The 14,857-nt window shown below is 52.8% G+C and carries 15 protein-coding genes; 4 read left to right on the top strand and 11 right to left on the bottom strand.

Annotated features, from left to right (window positions below; translation table 11 throughout):
* Positions 1 to 46: 46 nt before the first annotated feature.
* Entirely contained in the window at positions 47 to 574 is a 528-nt protein-coding gene (locus XYCOK13_RS05205; RefSeq protein ID WP_244865010.1) for a TlpA family protein disulfide reductase, read from the bottom strand.
* A 134-nt stretch (positions 575 to 708) separates the two neighbouring features.
* Here XYCOK13_RS05205 and XYCOK13_RS05200 point away from each other — a divergent pair, with 134 nt between their 5' ends.
* Both XYCOK13_RS05200 and XYCOK13_RS05195 read left to right on the top strand, forming a co-directional pair.
* Positions 709 to 2,019 carry an MFS transporter gene (locus XYCOK13_RS05200; protein WP_213410816.1) on the top strand — a complete coding sequence of 437 codons (1,311 nt, stop codon included), beginning with the start codon at positions 709 to 711 and terminating at the stop codon, positions 2,017 to 2,019.
* 62 nt (positions 2,020 to 2,081) lie between these two features.
* Positions 2,082 to 2,501 carry a M67 family metallopeptidase gene (locus XYCOK13_RS05195; protein ID WP_213410815.1) on the top strand — a complete coding sequence of 140 codons (420 nt, stop codon included), beginning with the start codon at positions 2,082 to 2,084 and terminating at the stop codon, positions 2,499 to 2,501.
* A gap of 6 nt (positions 2,502 to 2,507) precedes the next feature.
* Here the strand turns inward: XYCOK13_RS05195 and XYCOK13_RS05190 are convergent, their stop codons facing one another.
* The 3 genes from XYCOK13_RS05190 to XYCOK13_RS05180 form a co-directional block, all read right to left on the bottom strand.
* Positions 2,508 to 3,242, bottom strand: a complete 735-nt coding sequence (locus XYCOK13_RS05190) for an exonuclease domain-containing protein (RefSeq protein WP_213410814.1) — start codon at positions 3,240 to 3,242, stop codon at positions 2,508 to 2,510.
* Between the two features lie 15 nt (positions 3,243 to 3,257).
* Positions 3,258 to 4,325: a DUF294 nucleotidyltransferase-like domain-containing protein gene (locus tag XYCOK13_RS05185; protein ID WP_213410813.1), complete on the bottom strand. Its 1,068-nt coding sequence runs from the start codon at positions 4,323 to 4,325 to the stop codon at positions 3,258 to 3,260.
* A gap of 123 nt (positions 4,326 to 4,448) precedes the next feature.
* A complete protein-coding gene (locus XYCOK13_RS05180) occupies positions 4,449 to 5,780 on the bottom strand; it encodes an ammonium transporter (protein WP_213410812.1) in 1,332 nt (443 codons plus the stop codon).
* A gap of 648 nt (positions 5,781 to 6,428) precedes the next feature.
* On the opposite strand from XYCOK13_RS05180, the gene XYCOK13_RS05175 reads away from it, so the two are divergent.
* Positions 6,429 to 7,109: a zinc metallopeptidase gene (locus XYCOK13_RS05175; protein ID WP_213410811.1), complete on the top strand. Its 681-nt coding sequence runs from the start codon at positions 6,429 to 6,431 to the stop codon at positions 7,107 to 7,109.
* Positions 7,110 to 7,201: 92 nt separating this feature from the next.
* On the opposite strand, the gene gltC is transcribed toward XYCOK13_RS05175, so the two are convergent.
* Positions 7,202 to 8,086, bottom strand: a complete 885-nt coding sequence (gene gltC, locus XYCOK13_RS05170) for a glutamate biosynthesis transcriptional regulator GltC (RefSeq protein WP_213410810.1) — start codon at positions 8,084 to 8,086, stop codon at positions 7,202 to 7,204.
* A 55-nt stretch (positions 8,087 to 8,141) separates the two neighbouring features.
* On the bottom strand, positions 8,142 to 8,759 hold the full coding sequence (locus XYCOK13_RS05165) for a rhomboid family intramembrane serine protease (protein WP_213410809.1): 618 nt from the start codon (positions 8,757 to 8,759) through the stop codon (positions 8,142 to 8,144).
* Positions 8,760 to 8,932: 173 nt separating this feature from the next.
* Here XYCOK13_RS05165 and tpx point away from each other — a divergent pair, with 173 nt between their 5' ends.
* Positions 8,933 to 9,451 (top strand): thiol peroxidase, encoded by a 519-nt coding sequence (gene tpx, locus XYCOK13_RS05160; protein WP_213410849.1) that lies wholly within the window; start codon positions 8,933 to 8,935, stop codon positions 9,449 to 9,451.
* A 55-nt stretch (positions 9,452 to 9,506) separates the two neighbouring features.
* On the opposite strand, the gene XYCOK13_RS05155 is transcribed toward tpx, so the two are convergent.
* The 5 genes from XYCOK13_RS05155 to XYCOK13_RS05135 form a co-directional block, all read right to left on the bottom strand.
* The gene (locus XYCOK13_RS05155) at positions 9,507 to 9,896 is read right to left on the bottom strand and encodes a DUF1499 domain-containing protein (RefSeq protein ID WP_213410808.1); all 390 of its coding nucleotides are present in this window, start codon (positions 9,894 to 9,896) and stop codon (positions 9,507 to 9,509) included.
* Between the two features lie 78 nt (positions 9,897 to 9,974).
* Positions 9,975 to 10,940 (bottom strand): Gmad2 immunoglobulin-like domain-containing protein, encoded by a 966-nt coding sequence (locus tag XYCOK13_RS05150; RefSeq protein WP_213410807.1) that lies wholly within the window; start codon positions 10,938 to 10,940, stop codon positions 9,975 to 9,977.
* A gap of 134 nt (positions 10,941 to 11,074) precedes the next feature.
* Entirely contained in the window at positions 11,075 to 12,640 is a 1,566-nt protein-coding gene (locus XYCOK13_RS05145) for a UDP-glucose--hexose-1-phosphate uridylyltransferase (protein ID WP_213410806.1), read from the bottom strand.
* A gap of 34 nt (positions 12,641 to 12,674) precedes the next feature.
* Positions 12,675 to 13,664, bottom strand: coding sequence for a UDP-glucose 4-epimerase GalE (gene galE, locus XYCOK13_RS05140; RefSeq protein ID WP_213410805.1), 990 nt, complete (start codon positions 13,662 to 13,664; stop codon positions 12,675 to 12,677).
* 5 nt (positions 13,665 to 13,669) lie between these two features.
* Positions 13,670 to 14,854: a galactokinase gene (locus XYCOK13_RS05135; protein ID WP_213410848.1), complete on the bottom strand. Its 1,185-nt coding sequence runs from the start codon at positions 14,852 to 14,854 to the stop codon at positions 13,670 to 13,672.
* Between the last annotated feature and the right edge of the window lie 3 nt (positions 14,855 to 14,857).

Here is a 14,857-nt window from a genome sequence, read left to right as displayed (position 1 = left end):
TGCGCACCAGTCATGCAAAGACTGGTGCGCAGCTTTTTTCGTCCTGCTATCCCTTTATCGTATCCTTGATCATGCGCTCCAGATCGTTCGGAGGGCGTATGCCCAGGATCACGTGGCGAATGACCCCGTCCCGATTCACCAGAAAGGTCGTCGGATAGCTGTAAACATTGTACAGCTTCTGTATGTCCCCTTTCGGGTCGAGAGGGATTGGGAATGTAAACCCGTATTCGTCTACGAAGTCCCTCGCATTGTCCAGATCATCGATGTTCGTCACATTCACGGCTACAATATCCAAATCGTCCTTGTACTTGTCCGCGAACGCTGCCAAATCCGGCGCCTCGGTATGACACGGATGACACCAGGCCGCCCAGAAATTCAACAGCAGTGCCTTGTCGCGCGCCCCTCCGATTTCAATTTCGTCCCCGGACATCGTTTCCGCTGAGAAGCTCGGCGCCAAAAAATTCTGTTTGGGCGCTTCCTCTGTAGGCAGTGCGGCGCTTTCCGATATGACATTTTGGTAAACAGCGACGCCGACCAATGCAACGATGACAAGCATCACAGCCAAATTCCTCACATGCATCCTCCTTCAAGCCAAGCGTTCCTGCATTTCCATCATACCTTATTTATTCCCATTTCTCAAAAAGAATGCAACGAACGCGCAGGGGAAAGATATACATACACTTCACGAAGAAAGGGACAGGCATCGTTATGGAAAAAACTAAGCAGCGACGTTCGGTTCTGCCTATTACGTTCGAAAGCGACATGTCGCTCGAACGCCCGCCGAAAGCAAAGGATGGCGGGAATGGCGGGAACGAAACCGGAAAAGGGAAGGTTTGGGAATATCTCGCGCTTGCTTCGATTCCACTCGTTCTGGTTTTGGGCAACTCCATGCTGATCCCGGTGCTGCCGGATATGAAGCGCGCCCTTGGCATCACGCAATTCCAGACAAGCCTGACGATTACGCTGTTCTCTGTAACAGCCGGCATCTTTATCCCCATTCTCGGCTATTTGTCCGACCGGTTTTCCCGCAAAGCCGTCATCATTCCCTCGCTTATCGTGTATGGGGCTGCCGGCATACTGGCCGGATTTGGCGCTGTCTGGGAATCGTACCCGGTGATTATATCGGCAAGAGCAATCCAAGGCCTGGGCGCGGCCGGTACGGCTCCGATCGCCATGGCGCTTGTCGGCGATATGTATAAAGGCGGTACGGAGAGCCAGGCGCTCGGATTAATCGAAGCCTCCAATGGCGGCGGCAAGGTTTTAAGTCCAATTCTGGGATCGCTGCTCGCGCTGATCGTCTGGTATGCAGCCTTTTTCGCTTTCCCCGCGTTTTGCGCCTTGTCGCTAATCGCGGTCATCTTTTTGATCAAGGAGCCGAAAAGCAAGAAAAAGGCCCCCGGACTGAAAAAATATTTGAAGGATATCGGTCAAATTCTCAAGCAAAAGGGACGATGGCTCATCACCGCCTTTTTCGCAGGCTCGCTCGCCCTGTTCATCCTGTTCGGCGTCCTGTTTTATTTATCGGATATCTTGGAGAAGAGGCCATACAATATTGATGGCGTTATGAAAGGTCTCGTCCTTGCCATCCCCCTGATGGGCATGGTGACGACCTCCTACATTACGGGAAGTGTAATCAAAAAGAACGGGCTGCTAATGCGCTGGCTCATGAATATTGGTTTGGCCTTGGCTACAGCTTCCCTTACGCTCACGATCTTTTTCCGTGAAAACATTTATGTCTTTATCGGCTTGCTGACGCTGAGCAGCATTGGCACCGGCTTGCTGCTTCCGTGCTTGAACACCATGATTACAGGCTCGGTCTCCAAGCAGGAGCGCGGCATGATCACCTCCCTTTACAGCAGCCTTCGCTTCATAGGGGTCGCCTTCGGCCCGCCGCTGTTCGGTTGGCTTATGGGAATCAATGACCGCTATGTGTTTATTATGGTTTCTGCGCTTTCGCTGCTTACGTTGGGACTTGTTTTCTTCCTGATCAAGCCCGACAAGCATTTGCAAGACGCTTGATGCCTCTGCAAACCTGTTCGTATAATGGAGACAGATTACGAGCAGAAAAGGAGAGGTCGATCATGCACGTTACTGTACAGGCCTATGAGCAAGCAATGGCACATTGCTCCGCCTCATTGCCCAATGAAGGATGCGGCGTTTTTCTCGGTGCGCACCATGCGATTACAGCTTTTCAGCCGCTGCGGAACTGCTCTCCACACCCGCGGACCCGATTTGCACTGGACCCGGCTGAATGGATTCCCTTGATTTATGCGCCGGATCAACCCGTGATCGGGCTGGTTCACAGCCATCCATTCAGTGCGGCCGTGCCGTCCGAGGCGGATCACCAGCTCTACTGGCCCGATCTCCCCAGCTACTGGATCGCCTCTTTTCGGGACCGCCGCAGCCCCGAGCTGGCCTGCTACCGCATACGAAAAAGCTTCGCCCACGGGGGCGAAGCTGCTATTGATTTTCTGCCAATGGCTTATACTATCGTTACATAAACTTGGTTAATGCCTGCTTAAATGCGCATAAAGGTCACCCAGGGAAGCGACCTGGCGCTGCCTCATCTCTTCAAGAAAGCACAGCCACAGCTTTGCCGTCATAAGCGAATCTTCGAGGGCATGATGGCGTATGGTCACCGGAATCTTGTACAAATCCAGCAGCTCATCCAGCCCATAGGTGGACAGATTCGGATTGAGCCATTTCGCCACCAGGATCGTGTCGAGCACCCGATGCGTCAGAGTAATCCGCGATGTGCGCCAGAGCGCAGCATTCAGAAATTGCTTGTCATGTCCGGTACCATGGGCGATCAGGATACGCCGTTCCACAAATCCCATAAATTTCTGCAGGGTATCGATCAAGCTTGGCGCTTGCCCGGCCTCCTCGTCCGTGATGCCAGTGAGCGCCTGAATGTCTTCGGGGATAGGACGATTCGGGTTCACCAGGCTGTAGAAGCTCTGTTCCTCGTCAAGCTCCCTTCCGGTTACCTTGACTGCACCGATAGAGATGATCTCATCCCCGCCCGCGTGCAAGAATCCCGTCGTTTCCAGGTCGAAGATGACTACCTGAAGGTCGTCCAGCGGCGTATCAAACTTCGGCTCGTTGCGCTTCTGCTTCATCACGGAACGGATGAAAGCCATCTGCTGCGCATTCTGAGCGCCGAAAGCGGAAGCGACCGCAGGGGCAATCCCCCCCATTTTGTACAACCTCCATAAACTTTGCTGTTTTTTCCTCTCGTCCATCCTGCTCCCTCCGCATTACCGGGAAGCGCCAATTTGTTTCCGCAGAAATTTCTGCAGCGCGTCCCCCGTCTTGAGCGCCTGTTTCAAGGCGTCTTTGTCCTCTTTCGTCAGTTCGGCAAAATCAACCATGCCCGTCCCTTCATATGCGCCGTTAACGAGCCGGAATTGCGAACGGCTGCGCAGGTCGAGCACGGTTTGAAACGCTCCGATCAGCGCCTTGCCCATCGCCTCGCTTATCAAGCCGCGCGCTGCCAAATGCGAGATGCGTCCCATCGTCGCAGGCTCCATGATGCCGGCTGTAATCGCAAGGAGCCGGACGCCATTCACTAGCGGAATATAAGCGCCATACTTGATATCAATACTGCCTGCAGCTTCGCCATAAGATTCTTTCACGAAACCGCCGAATACATTAAGCAGCACCTTATGACGCAACGCGTTGTACAGCAGACGTTCCGGAAGCTCCTTGTCACGCTTGACGCTTTGAAACAGCTTCTCCTTCAATTTGGCGCAAAGCGCGCCGCTGCCGGACAAGGACCGCATGTCCGCTACGATCAGCATGAAGCGCACATGCTCCCACGTCGGGTCAGCCAGCCACTGATCGAGCAAGTGAACCCATTGATTGACGGATTTGCACCACGATGGCTCGCGTGCAAGCACATTGCCCTCACACGGCGGATAGCCGACCGCCTCCAAGGTTTCCACCATGATCGCGCCCAATTGAAGGTAATAACGCTCGTAGCGTTCTTCCTCCGCTTCTGGAGGCGGCGGATAGACCAGCCCGTTGTCTTGATCGCTCCACAATGTCTGCTCTCTGCGTCCGGCACTTCCCAGCAGCAAAAACTCATAAGCCGAGGGCGGCCTTCCCCAGCCTTCCTGCTCCATCTGTGTTTCACTGAATTGCAGACATTTCTTGATAAGCATGTCATGCATGCGGTTGATGAACATGATGGATTCCCCTACAGATCTGCCGACAGCTTGCTCGCTCGCCGTCTCATGAAATTGCTCCCGAACTTGTCGCAATGCGCTAGGCGAAACGCTTTCCTTAACAGCATGTTCCCAATGCTTCCAATCGATATTGCCCAAGTGCCTCCCCTACCTTCCACACCCTTCACTGAACATGTACGTTTCTCGCGAGTAAGAAAAGAACAGCGGGGCGGATTCACTCCGCCCCGCCACTGATATGCATTGCTATCGCCAGGCTTATCCTCAGCCGTTCACACCAGTTGTCTTGCCGGAATTGGTCATATGCTCCGGATAGCCGTAGCTGCCATGCTCACTGAGGTCTAGACCCATAATTTCTTGCTCTTCCGTAACTCTAAGTCCTACCAACGCCTTAATAATCAACAAAGCGACGAACGAGACCACGAAGGCGAAGATACCGCAGACAACTACACTTTCGAACTGTACCCACAACTGCTTCCAGCCGCCGCCATAGAACAAGCCTGCCTGACCTACGCCTACTTGATTAACAGCGAGCTCCTCCGTGGCGAACAAGCCGTTGGCCAGTGTACCCCAAATCCCCGCAGCGCCGTGAACCGAAAGTGCGTAGATAGGATCGTCAATTTTCATTTTCTCAAAAAATCTCATGCTTGCATAGACCAATGCCCCTGCAATGGCGCCGATAACGACGGCTGCCCACGGATCAACAAACGCACAGGATGCTGTGATGGCTACCAGACCAGCCAATGTACCATTGAGCATCGTGCCGATGTCAGCTTTCCCGGAAAGCGCCCATACTGTCAGCAGGGATACAATTGCGCCAGCGCCTGTCGCCAGCAAAGTCGTGAACGCAACATAGCCGAAGAATGCTGTATCATCGACGCCAAGCGTGGAGGCCCCGTTGAAGCCGAACCAGCCAACCCACAAAATCAGCACGCCCAATGTAGTGAACACTTGGTTATGACCTTGAATGTTGTTGGCCGAACCGTCTTTGTTGAATTTGCCAATACGCGGCTTCAGCAAGATTGTTGCCGCCAACGCTGCCATAGCTCCCGTCAAGTGAACGACAGTCGAACCTGCGAAATCCTGCGCACCGTCCTCAGCCAGGAAGCCGTCGCCCCAGATCCAGTGCGCCACCATAGGATAAATCAAAGCGATAAACACGATCGTGAACAGCAGGTAAGCCGGCAGCTTGCCGCGTTCTGCGAATCCGCCCCAAGCGATGGAAAGCGAGATGGCCGCAAAGGCGAACTGGAACACAAACGATACAGAGTTCGGCAAATCGTCTCCACTATTGTATGGATTGTAGAAGAAATCGCCTAAGCCAATAAACAGATTGCCATTTGGACCGTAAGCGATCCCCCAACCGATCATCCAATAAATAATTGCGGCAAGACCAATCGTAAATATCGTTTTGCCTGCCACATGGCCTGCGTTCTTCATACGAGTCGAACCTGTCTCCAGCATGATAAATCCGCCTTGCATGAAGATAACAAGTATTGCACCGATCATGACCCATAGGGCATTCAATTGAAATTCCACATTGACCACTCCTCTTGTGTAAGGTAATTTAACACCTAATGAAATCCTTAATGTCATTATAGGGGCTTACTTAGAATTTGACAATACATTGACGCAAAAAAAATGAAAAAAACCGAAGAATCCGCTTTGGGAAAGGGCTGATAATTCGTCTTTTCCGTTGAATTAGTAAAAAAAACCTGACATCAGTTATTTTCCTTTTCCTTATATTCAAAATTTATCCTTATAATTTTCTGCCAGAAATCCCCCGCTTCCATATAAGAAAATGAGAACATCTGCTTCTATCTGCATAAATCGAAACAATCGAACTCTCTAATTGCAACAAAACCTTACATGAAAAGCGATTCGCAAACACCTCTCATTTCGTCTCTCACGCGCACAAGCCGCTTCCGATTGAAAAGGGAAAAATCGTGAATACTAACGGTACTGCAACCTCATGATGATCCGATTGTGAATTAGCGAACGATGATTGGCTTGTTGTCTGCTATTGACGGCATTTCCCCGCGTTTTATAAAATAATCTTATCGTATATATGTCCGCACCATAGGAAGGACAACCTGTTATTATCCGGTTGCTCCATGCTCAGAAAATCTCGCCAAACAATCTTGAAACCAAACGACCGCTGGTGCGTATGGAAGGGATGGGAAGAGTAAGGAACACCAATCTTTCAGTCATGAAAAAAAACATAATAGATGGAGGAATGCAGCCATGTTTTTTCATCCTATGGACATCCTGATTATCATCGCGTTCATTATTTCCATTTGGGCGCAGTTTCGGGTCAAAGGAACATTTAACCGTTGGGCGCAGGTCGCCAACAGCTCGGGGATGACCGGCTATGAAGCGGCCCGACGCATGCTGGATGCCAACGGATTGCACGATGTGCCGATTGAGCCGGTACAAGGGACGCTGTCCGACCACTATGATCCGATTCACCGCGTAGTTCGGCTTTCTGAGCCCGTATACCATGAGCGGTCGATTGCGGCTCTGTCCGTGGCCTGCCATGAAGTCGGCCATGCCATCCAGCATAAGGTCGATTACCCGATGCTGGTCATGAGACATCGCATGTTCCCGGTTGTAAACTTCACATCCGGGATTGCGCCATACCTGCTGTTGGCGGGCTTGTTCTTCTCCGCCACCAACCTGCTGCTGCTCGGCATCATCTTCTTCAGCGCAGCCGTAGCTTTCCAGCTCGTCACACTGCCGGTTGAATTTAACGCCAGCAATCGCGCCCGTGAAGAAATGATCGCGGAAGGCTTCATTACGAATGATGAGGAAAAAGGTGTAGCCAAGGTACTGAATGCGGCAGCCTTGACTTACGTCGCGGCCGCTCTGATCTCCCTGCTTCAGCTGCTGAAGTTCGTGATGATCTTCTTGAATCGACGTGAATAGGACATACCGCCAGTACGACAAAAGGGGCTGTTGCCGAAGATCGACGATACCGCGTCGACTTTCGGAACAGCCCCTGTTTTTTTGTTATTGCTTTAGTTGAAATAAGACATCAGGAATCGGCGGAACACCTCAGCTACCGTCGGCAGCTTCTCCTCTCTGCGGCGAATAATGCCGATTGTCCGGGTTACCTTCTGATCCGCAATTTTCACCTTGACGGGCTGCAAGCCCGAGCAATCTTTCAAAGCCAATTCGGGAAGCAAGCTTACCCCCATGCCGGCGGCAACCAAGCCGCGGATCGTATCGGTTTCCTCTCCTTCAAAGCTGATCTTCGGCGTAAATCCAGCTCTTCGGCAAGCCTCCCACACGATCGGACGCAAGGAATAGCCTTCTCCGAACAGGACGAACGGCTCGTTTTTCAATTGCTCCAGCTTGATGGCACGTTCCCCTGCCAATATATGATTGGGCGGCAGCGTTGCAAATAGCTCTTCGGTCAGCAGCACTTCGCCCGACAGCTGATCGTGCTTTTGCGGGCACGGGGAGATAAAAGCCAAGTCAACCTCGCCGCTCAGCACCGCTTGTATCAGGCTGTTGTATTTCCCCTGCTTGAAGCGAAACCTAACATTCGGGTGCTCCTGCCGGAACATGGATATAATCCGGGGAACCATATTCACGCCAAGGCTGTGGGGAAATCCAATGCGGACCTCGCCGAGCTCCGGGTCCATAAACTCCTGAACCGCATGAACAGCGCGATGCAGATCCGTCATGACCGCTTCCGCTCGCTCCAGGAACATTCGGCCTACCGGAGTCAAGCTCAAATTGCGACCTTGCTGGATGAACAGCTTCACGCCCAATTCTTCCTCCAGCTGATGAATTTGGCGGCTGACGGCCGATTGGGACACATGCAGTTCTTCTGCCGCTTGTGTTACGTGTTGTTTTTTAGCCACTTCAATAAAATATTGCAGCTGTCTGAACTCCACTTGTCACTTTACCTCCAACCCTTTTCAACCCCATAATGAACGATGCGAGATCCGGCTATCCGGATTGCGGCGGCTTCTTCAACCTGCGTATGAACGAGGGGAACAGAAGAAATCCTGCGATAAATCCTCCCAGATGCCCCCAAATATTCACCTGCGGCACAATGATGGAGTACACAATCCCTATGCCGAGAATAATTTGAATGGTCTTGCGTGACGATGGGTCGAGCGCCTGCTTGCGAAAAAGTATCAAATAAAGATACGCTCCATAGAAGCCGTATATCGCGCCGGAGGCTCCCACAGACAAGACATTCGCCAGCATAGTCAAGCTAAGCACACTGCCTGCGATCCCGCACAGGAAATAGAAAATCCCGTAGCGCATGCTGCCGAACACACGTTCAAGCGGCGGCGCAAACACGACCAATGCAAACATATTGAACAGCAAATGATCGAAGCCGGCATGCAAGAACATCGCGCCCACCAAGCGCCACATATCTGACATCCCATCCATAAGCGGCGGGTACAGCGCGCCGAAGCGATACAGTGTCTCGGGATTCGTCGAGCCGCCGTTGAGCATCGTCAGGATAAACATGATCAAATTGGCACTGATGAGCGCCGATGTGACCGGATACAATTTCAGAAAGCCGCGAAAGCTTTCGTAACGAAGGAATATCATTCCTTAGCCTCCTCTAGCATTCCCTATATATAACGTTTGAGCCCCCTAATGGTTTCAACAAAAAACTGTACTTTTTTATACGCCTTCATCATTGGACAAGCTGCCCGCATAATGCTTATAATAAACAAGAATGTTGCTAAAATCATCTAAATTTCGTTTAGGAGGAATGAATGGTGGCACAAGAACGCAGCGGCTACACATTAAAAGGCAACCCGATTACACTGGTAGGTCCTGAGCTGAAGGCCGGAGACAAAGCCCCCGACTTCAAGCTGAACAAAGACTTGATGACACAAGTCAGCCTGAGTGACTATGCAGGGAAGGTAAAGCTCATCAGCGTGGTTCCATCTCTGGACACTGGCGTATGTGATGCGCAAACCCGCCGCTTCAACGAGGAAGCAGCCAATCTCGGCGACGATGTGGTCATCTTGACTGTCAGTGTAGATCTTCCGTTCGCACAAGCCCGCTGGTGCGGTGCAGCCGGCGTAGACAAGGTCGTCACATTGTCCGATTACAAAGATCGCTCTTTCGGAACCGCCTACGGCGTATTCATCAAGGAACTGGCCTTGGACATGCGCGCTATCTTTGTGGTCGACAAGAATGACACGATTTCTTATGTTGAGTACTTAAGCGAAATGACCGAGCACCCGAACTATGAGCAAGCCGTTGCGGCTGCCAAGCAGTTGATCGGTTAAGACAAGCACATATATGGACAAACAATAACCGCAGGCGAACCTGCGGTTATTGCCGTTATTGCGATTCTTTGTAAGCAGCAAGCTTGCGGTCAATTTGCTTGAAAATTTCCTGAATAACTCGATAATTGGATCCAAAGTCCCCGAACGACCCCCGCGATGCCGAGTAGATGTCGATCGCTGTTTTTGCCGGCGTAATGGCGAACAAGGTCATTGTAATGTCCTGCACACGGCCAAGCGCCGTTTTCTTCTCCAGGACAATTTCGCCTACGCTCTTCACTTCGTGGAGCAGCTTGTAGCCTGGCATTTTCTTGAGGATTGTCACGACTTCTTCCCAGGTCTGTTCCTTGGAGAGTCGATAGTATCGAGTCTTCAGTTCCGGGTAACGCGCTTTCTCCCCTGTGCTCTCGTGGCTTCTGATGATACCAGCCAAATTTCGTTTCAACAACTGGATGTGCCTCCTTACCGTTGTCCGAAGTTTCCGCTGTCTATTATCATATCATGCTTTGTCATCTATTACCACGGCTCATTTGTGCGGCGCAGGCACAGCTAACTGAACTTGCAGCTGCTCAGCCTCCTGCCCTTCCTGTGAAGCGATCACTTCGATGACTAGGGACAGCATCTCCGGCCTATTCTCGTAGTCAAATTCCGCTTCAAACCTTCCCCAATCCGGAGCATTCGCGGAAGCCTGAACCAATTGCTCCTGCAGAATGCGTCCGCTTTCATCCGTCAGTGCGACAGACACTTGCCCTGCGAACGATCTCGCCGCGCCGCTAATCTTGAGCGTGCCGCGATCCCAATGCGGTGCAAACAAGGCTATGGACTCGCCTGCCTCGACAATGGCGGGCAGATTCGGGCCGGTCCATTCCGCTATGTCCTCCCCTTGCACTTCGTAGAAATGAACGGGAGGCAATTCCGTCCCTCTTACACGCAAGAGGACATAGGGGAAGGAAACCTCTGTTGTCATCAGCATTCCTTTGGCCGGATCTGCGAACGCCACCACTGCCTCTATCTCATCCTTATACCGCTTGAGCTCCAGAACCTCCACGCCGTAACCGCCAGTCGCCTGCTTTCCCCTAGTAATCAATATGTATGTATTTCCTTTGTATTCCCTAACCTGCGCCATCGGGAGCGGCAAGGACTGCTCGATCCAGCCGGCTAGCTCCTCCGGCACTTCCTCTTCGCCGATCACATCAAAGGCCAGCTTCTCAACGGAGCGAATATGCACCTCCTTGGAATCAGCATCCCACTCCACCTCGTTGCCAAGCCCTTCTGCGAACGAGCGAGCCGGAACGTAATAGACACCTTCGTAGGCGATCGTGTCAGGTGCGCTCGATGCTTCCTCGTCGTTCACCCGCTTGCCGTCGAACCAATATGTCACCTGCGGCATCGTAACCTCGATTTGTACAGATTCGGAAGCGGCAAAGCCAATGCTGCCTGTACAAATGCCACCGACAAGTATGCCGAACAGAAAACTTCTTGCTGGTTTCATTCGATTGTCCTCCTGCGACTGCCATTGCTGCACATCTAGTTGTCTATTGGACATGTTTCGCCAGCAGTAAGGAAATTCCTCTTTGTAATTTCTGACATCTCCCCTGAGGAGGAGTGGACGATGCGGCAAATGTCCTATTTAGTCCTCTGCAATCCTGCGTTTGCCATGCAGCGATCAAATGCGGATCGCCCCGAAGCCGTTTGCTTAAATACCCCCGCATGTTCCAGCACTTGCAGAAACTTGTCTCCTACCGCTTCCTGCAGCACACGCATGGCTTGCGCTTCTGTCAGTCCGGTTCCCGAGCGGCGAACCAGCTCCTCAATCCATGATCCGTGCTTGGCGAGAGCCTCATCTCGTTTTATTTCGTTTGCATCATAATGCCGCTGGCCGGTCAGCAGCGCACGAATTTCCCTCAATTCGGCCTGCAGTCTGCCAGGCAATACAGCCAATCCCATCACTTCGATCAATCCGATATTTTCCTTCTTGATATGATGCAGTTCCTGGTGCGGGTGAAAAATGCCATGCGGGTGCTCTTCCGAAGTTCTGTTATTGCGCAGCACCAGGTCCATCTCATACTCGCCGTCTTCATTCACGCGGGCAATCGGGGTTATCGTGTTATGCGGAATTTTTCGGCCGTCCGTTTCGGTAAAGGCGATGATCTCTGCATCGCCATCCTCGTAAGAACGCCAATGCGCCAGCAGTTCTGCTGCGAGGCTGGCCAACGCATTCCGGTCTTTCCCGGAAAGCCGAATGACAGATAGCGGCCACTTCACCAGTGCGGCTGTCACACCCGGGTAACTGGAATGGGCATACAGCCTCTCTGCCTCTGCCCGCTGCATAGGAAACGCATGCCTGCCTCCCTGAAAGTGATCATGATTAAGGATCGAACCGCCCACGATCGGCAGGTCCGCATTCGAACCGACGAAATAATGCGGAAATTGGCTTGCGAAATCCAGCAATCGCGTGAAGGTAGCCGGTTCAATCTGCATCGGCCTATGCTCGGCCGAGAAGATTATGCTGTGTTCGTTATAGTATACGTACGGCGAATACTGCAAATACCAGTGTTCTCCTGCGATATTCACCGGTACGACACGATGATTTTGCCTGGCGGGATGATTGAGCCGACCGGCGTAACCGACATTTTCCACACATAGCAGGCATTTGGGATAATTCCGTTTCGGCGCATTGCGCTCGTCAGCAATTTCCTTCGGATCTTTTTCCGGCTTGGACAAGTTAATCGTAATTTGCAGTTGACCATAAGGGGTATCGCAAACCCAATATTCATTCTTGCTGATTCGGTCCATGCGGATATAGTTCGAAGCCTGCGACAGGGCGTAAAACTCGTCCGTCGCCTGACGGATGGAGCGCTTTGCCGTATTCCAAAATTGCCTTGCCACTTCCGACTGTCGCGGCATAAGCAAGCCCATAATGCGCGCATCCCATAGATCGCGGCAGGTCAAGGTATTATCGGGCATAATCCCGCTCCGGTAAGCCTCATCGAGCAAACGGTCCATAATTTCTGTGACCATCGCGGGAACCGGCTCAGCCTGAATGGTGTCGTATGCCTCCCCTTCCAGCGGCTCTTCCAGCCTGAACAAATCCAGCAACGCATTGCGTGCCGGAATGCGGTCTTCCTCCTTCAACAGCCCGTGCGCTTGGCCATAGCGCAGCAGCCTTTCCACATCCGCTGCCAGACTCATATTTCCCCCTCCTCCTAGCTGTCACATGCTTCCGCTAATCTTGCCCGTATCCATTCGGATTCGCTTGGTGCCATTGCCACGCGTCTCCCACAATCGTCTCCAGACTATCGCGCTTGGGCTGCCAGCCCAGCTCAGCTCGAATACGCTCGCTGGATGCAATCAGCACAGCCGGGTCTCCCGCCCTGCGCGGCTGTACCACAGCAGGGATCGGGTGGCCGGTCACCTTGCGGCAGACATCGATCACTTCTTTCACCGAAAAACCATTCCCGCTTCCTAGGTTGTAAATGCTGCTTGCCCCGCCCTGCCGCAGCTTTTCCAGCGCCAGTATATGCGCATCCGCCAAATCGCACACGTGGATATAATCGCGAATGCAAGTGCCATCCGCAGTGGCATAATCATCCCCGAAAATCGAAATGTGCTCGCGCTGTCCAAGCGGCACCTGCAGGATAAGCGGAATCAAATGGGTTTCCGGATGATGGTCTTCGCCGATCCGGCCATCCGGCAGTGCGCCGGCTGCGTTGAAGTAGCGAAGGGAGACATATTTCAGCCCATAGGCCGAATCGAACCATTTCATCATTTTCTCCATCGCCAGCTTGGTCTCGCCGTATGTGTTCGTCGGAACGGTCCGATCATTCTCCCGAATGGGCACCTGTTCCGGCTCGCCATAAGTTGCCGCGGTTGAGGAAAACACGATCCGGTTCACACCGTGCTGACGCATCGTCTCGAGCAATGCCAATGTCCCGGAAACGTTGTTGTCATAGTACTTGCCGGGATCCTGCATGCTTTCTCCCACGAGGGAGCTGGCAGCAAAGTGAATGACCGCCTCGATGTGATGGCTCTGGAATACGGTATCCAGCCAAGAACGGTCCCGCAAATCGCCCACACACAACGTGCCGCCCAACACCGCTTGGCGATGTCCTTGCGACAAGTTATCAACGACCACTACCTCTTCATTCCGCTCTAACAAGGCCGCCACTGTATGGGAGCCTATGTAGCCGGCTCCTCCTGTCACCAATACTGCCATACCGTCTATTCCTCCTCTTTCTCATGTACGCCGTTTCCGATATCAGCGACGTAGAATTCAGCCTCATAGTCGGTTCGTTCTCTGTAGGCTGCTCCCACCCGTTCAATAAACGTATCTACCTGAGTCTCTTCCACTATGGATACCGTGCATCCGCCGAAGCCGGCCCCGGTCATCCGCGAACCGAGAACACCTTCCACTTGCAATGCCTCCTCTACGAGTACGTCCAGCTCGTGGCAGCTCACTTCATACAAATCGCGCAGCGAAGCGTGGGAGGCATTCATCAGCTGTCCGAATTGCTGCAGGTCATTTCGCTTCAACGCCTTCACGGAAGCCAGCACCCGATCATTCTCCTCAATGACGTGGGCGGCACGCTTGCGCACGATGCTGTCGCCAATAACATGCATGTGCGTCTTCAGCTGCTCCGCATTCAATTCACCCAGCACCTTCAAATCCGGGAAACTGGCACGCAAGTCCGCCACCGCTTGCTCGCATTGCGCGCGGCGCTCGTTGTAGGCGGAATCGACGAGTCCCCTGCTTTTGTTCGTATTGGCGATGAGCACCTTGTAGCCGCTTAGTCGGAACGGAACAAGCTCATAATCCAGCGTATCGCATTTCAGCAGGATGGCATGCTCTTCCTTGCCCATGGCCACCGTAAATTGATCCATGATGCCGCAGTTGACGCCCATGAACTGGTTCTCCGATTCCTGCGCAATCAATGCCAGCTTCACCGGATCCACCTCGCGGCCTTCCGAACGCATGATGCCGTATGCGGTGACGAGCTGTATGGAAGCGGAAGAGGACAAGCCGGAGCCCGGAATATTGCCGGCATACAGCAAGTCGTAGCCGGAGCTGTCGTACCCGTGCTTTTGCAAGTGGGCCAGCACAGCCTTCGGATAATTCGCCCAACGGTCATGCTCCGCGAATACGAGCTGATCCAAATCGCATTCATGGATGCTCGGGAAATTCAGCGAGGCGAACCGCAGCTTGCGATCCGGGCGCTTGCGAGCAACCACCCAGGTGCCGAAGGTGAGCGCTGCCGGGAACACGTACCCTCCGTTGTAATCGGTGTGCTCGCCAATCATGTTGACTCGTCCTGGCGCGAAGAAGAAGCGCAAGCCACCCTCTCCCTTTCCCGCATTGTCGAATGCTTCATGAAAGGCTGCGGTCAAAGTCTGTCTGTGTCTGTCCATTCT

It is taken from the genome of Xylanibacillus composti (assembly GCF_018403685.1).
Classification (GTDB): domain Bacteria; phylum Bacillota; class Bacilli; order Paenibacillales; family K13; genus Xylanibacillus; species Xylanibacillus composti.
The sequence above is the reverse complement of the archived record's forward strand: the minus strand, read 5'-3'. Positions and strand labels throughout refer to the sequence as shown.

Bases quoted from the DNA above. Each gene is read 5' to 3' on its own strand.
- XYCOK13_RS05150 (WP_213410807.1), bottom strand. From the start codon at position 10,940: ATGAAACCAGCAAGAAGTTTTCTGTTCGGCATACTTGTCGGTGGCATT.
- XYCOK13_RS05200 (WP_213410816.1), top strand. From the start codon at position 709: ATGGAAAAAACTAAGCAGCGACGTTCGGTTCTGCCTATTACGTTCGAA.
- XYCOK13_RS05145 (WP_213410806.1), bottom strand. From the start codon at position 12,640: ATGAGTCTGGCAGCGGATGTGGAAAGGCTGCTGCGCTATGGCCAAGCG.
- XYCOK13_RS05135 (WP_213410848.1), bottom strand. From the start codon at position 14,854: ATGGACAGACACAGACAGACTTTGACCGCAGCCTTTCATGAAGCATTC.
- XYCOK13_RS05165 (WP_213410809.1), bottom strand. From the start codon at position 8,759: ATGATATTCCTTCGTTACGAAAGCTTTCGCGGCTTTCTGAAATTGTAT.
- XYCOK13_RS05190 (WP_213410814.1), bottom strand. From the start codon at position 3,242: ATGGACGAGAGGAAAAAACAGCAAAGTTTATGGAGGTTGTACAAAATG.
- galE (WP_213410805.1), bottom strand. From the start codon at position 13,664: ATGGCAGTATTGGTGACAGGAGGAGCCGGCTACATAGGCTCCCATACA.
- XYCOK13_RS05175 (WP_213410811.1), top strand. From the start codon at position 6,429: ATGTTTTTTCATCCTATGGACATCCTGATTATCATCGCGTTCATTATT.
- XYCOK13_RS05195 (WP_213410815.1), top strand. From the start codon at position 2,082: ATGCACGTTACTGTACAGGCCTATGAGCAAGCAATGGCACATTGCTCC.
- XYCOK13_RS05180 (WP_213410812.1), bottom strand. From the start codon at position 5,780: ATGACATTAAGGATTTCATTAGGTGTTAAATTACCTTACACAAGAGGA.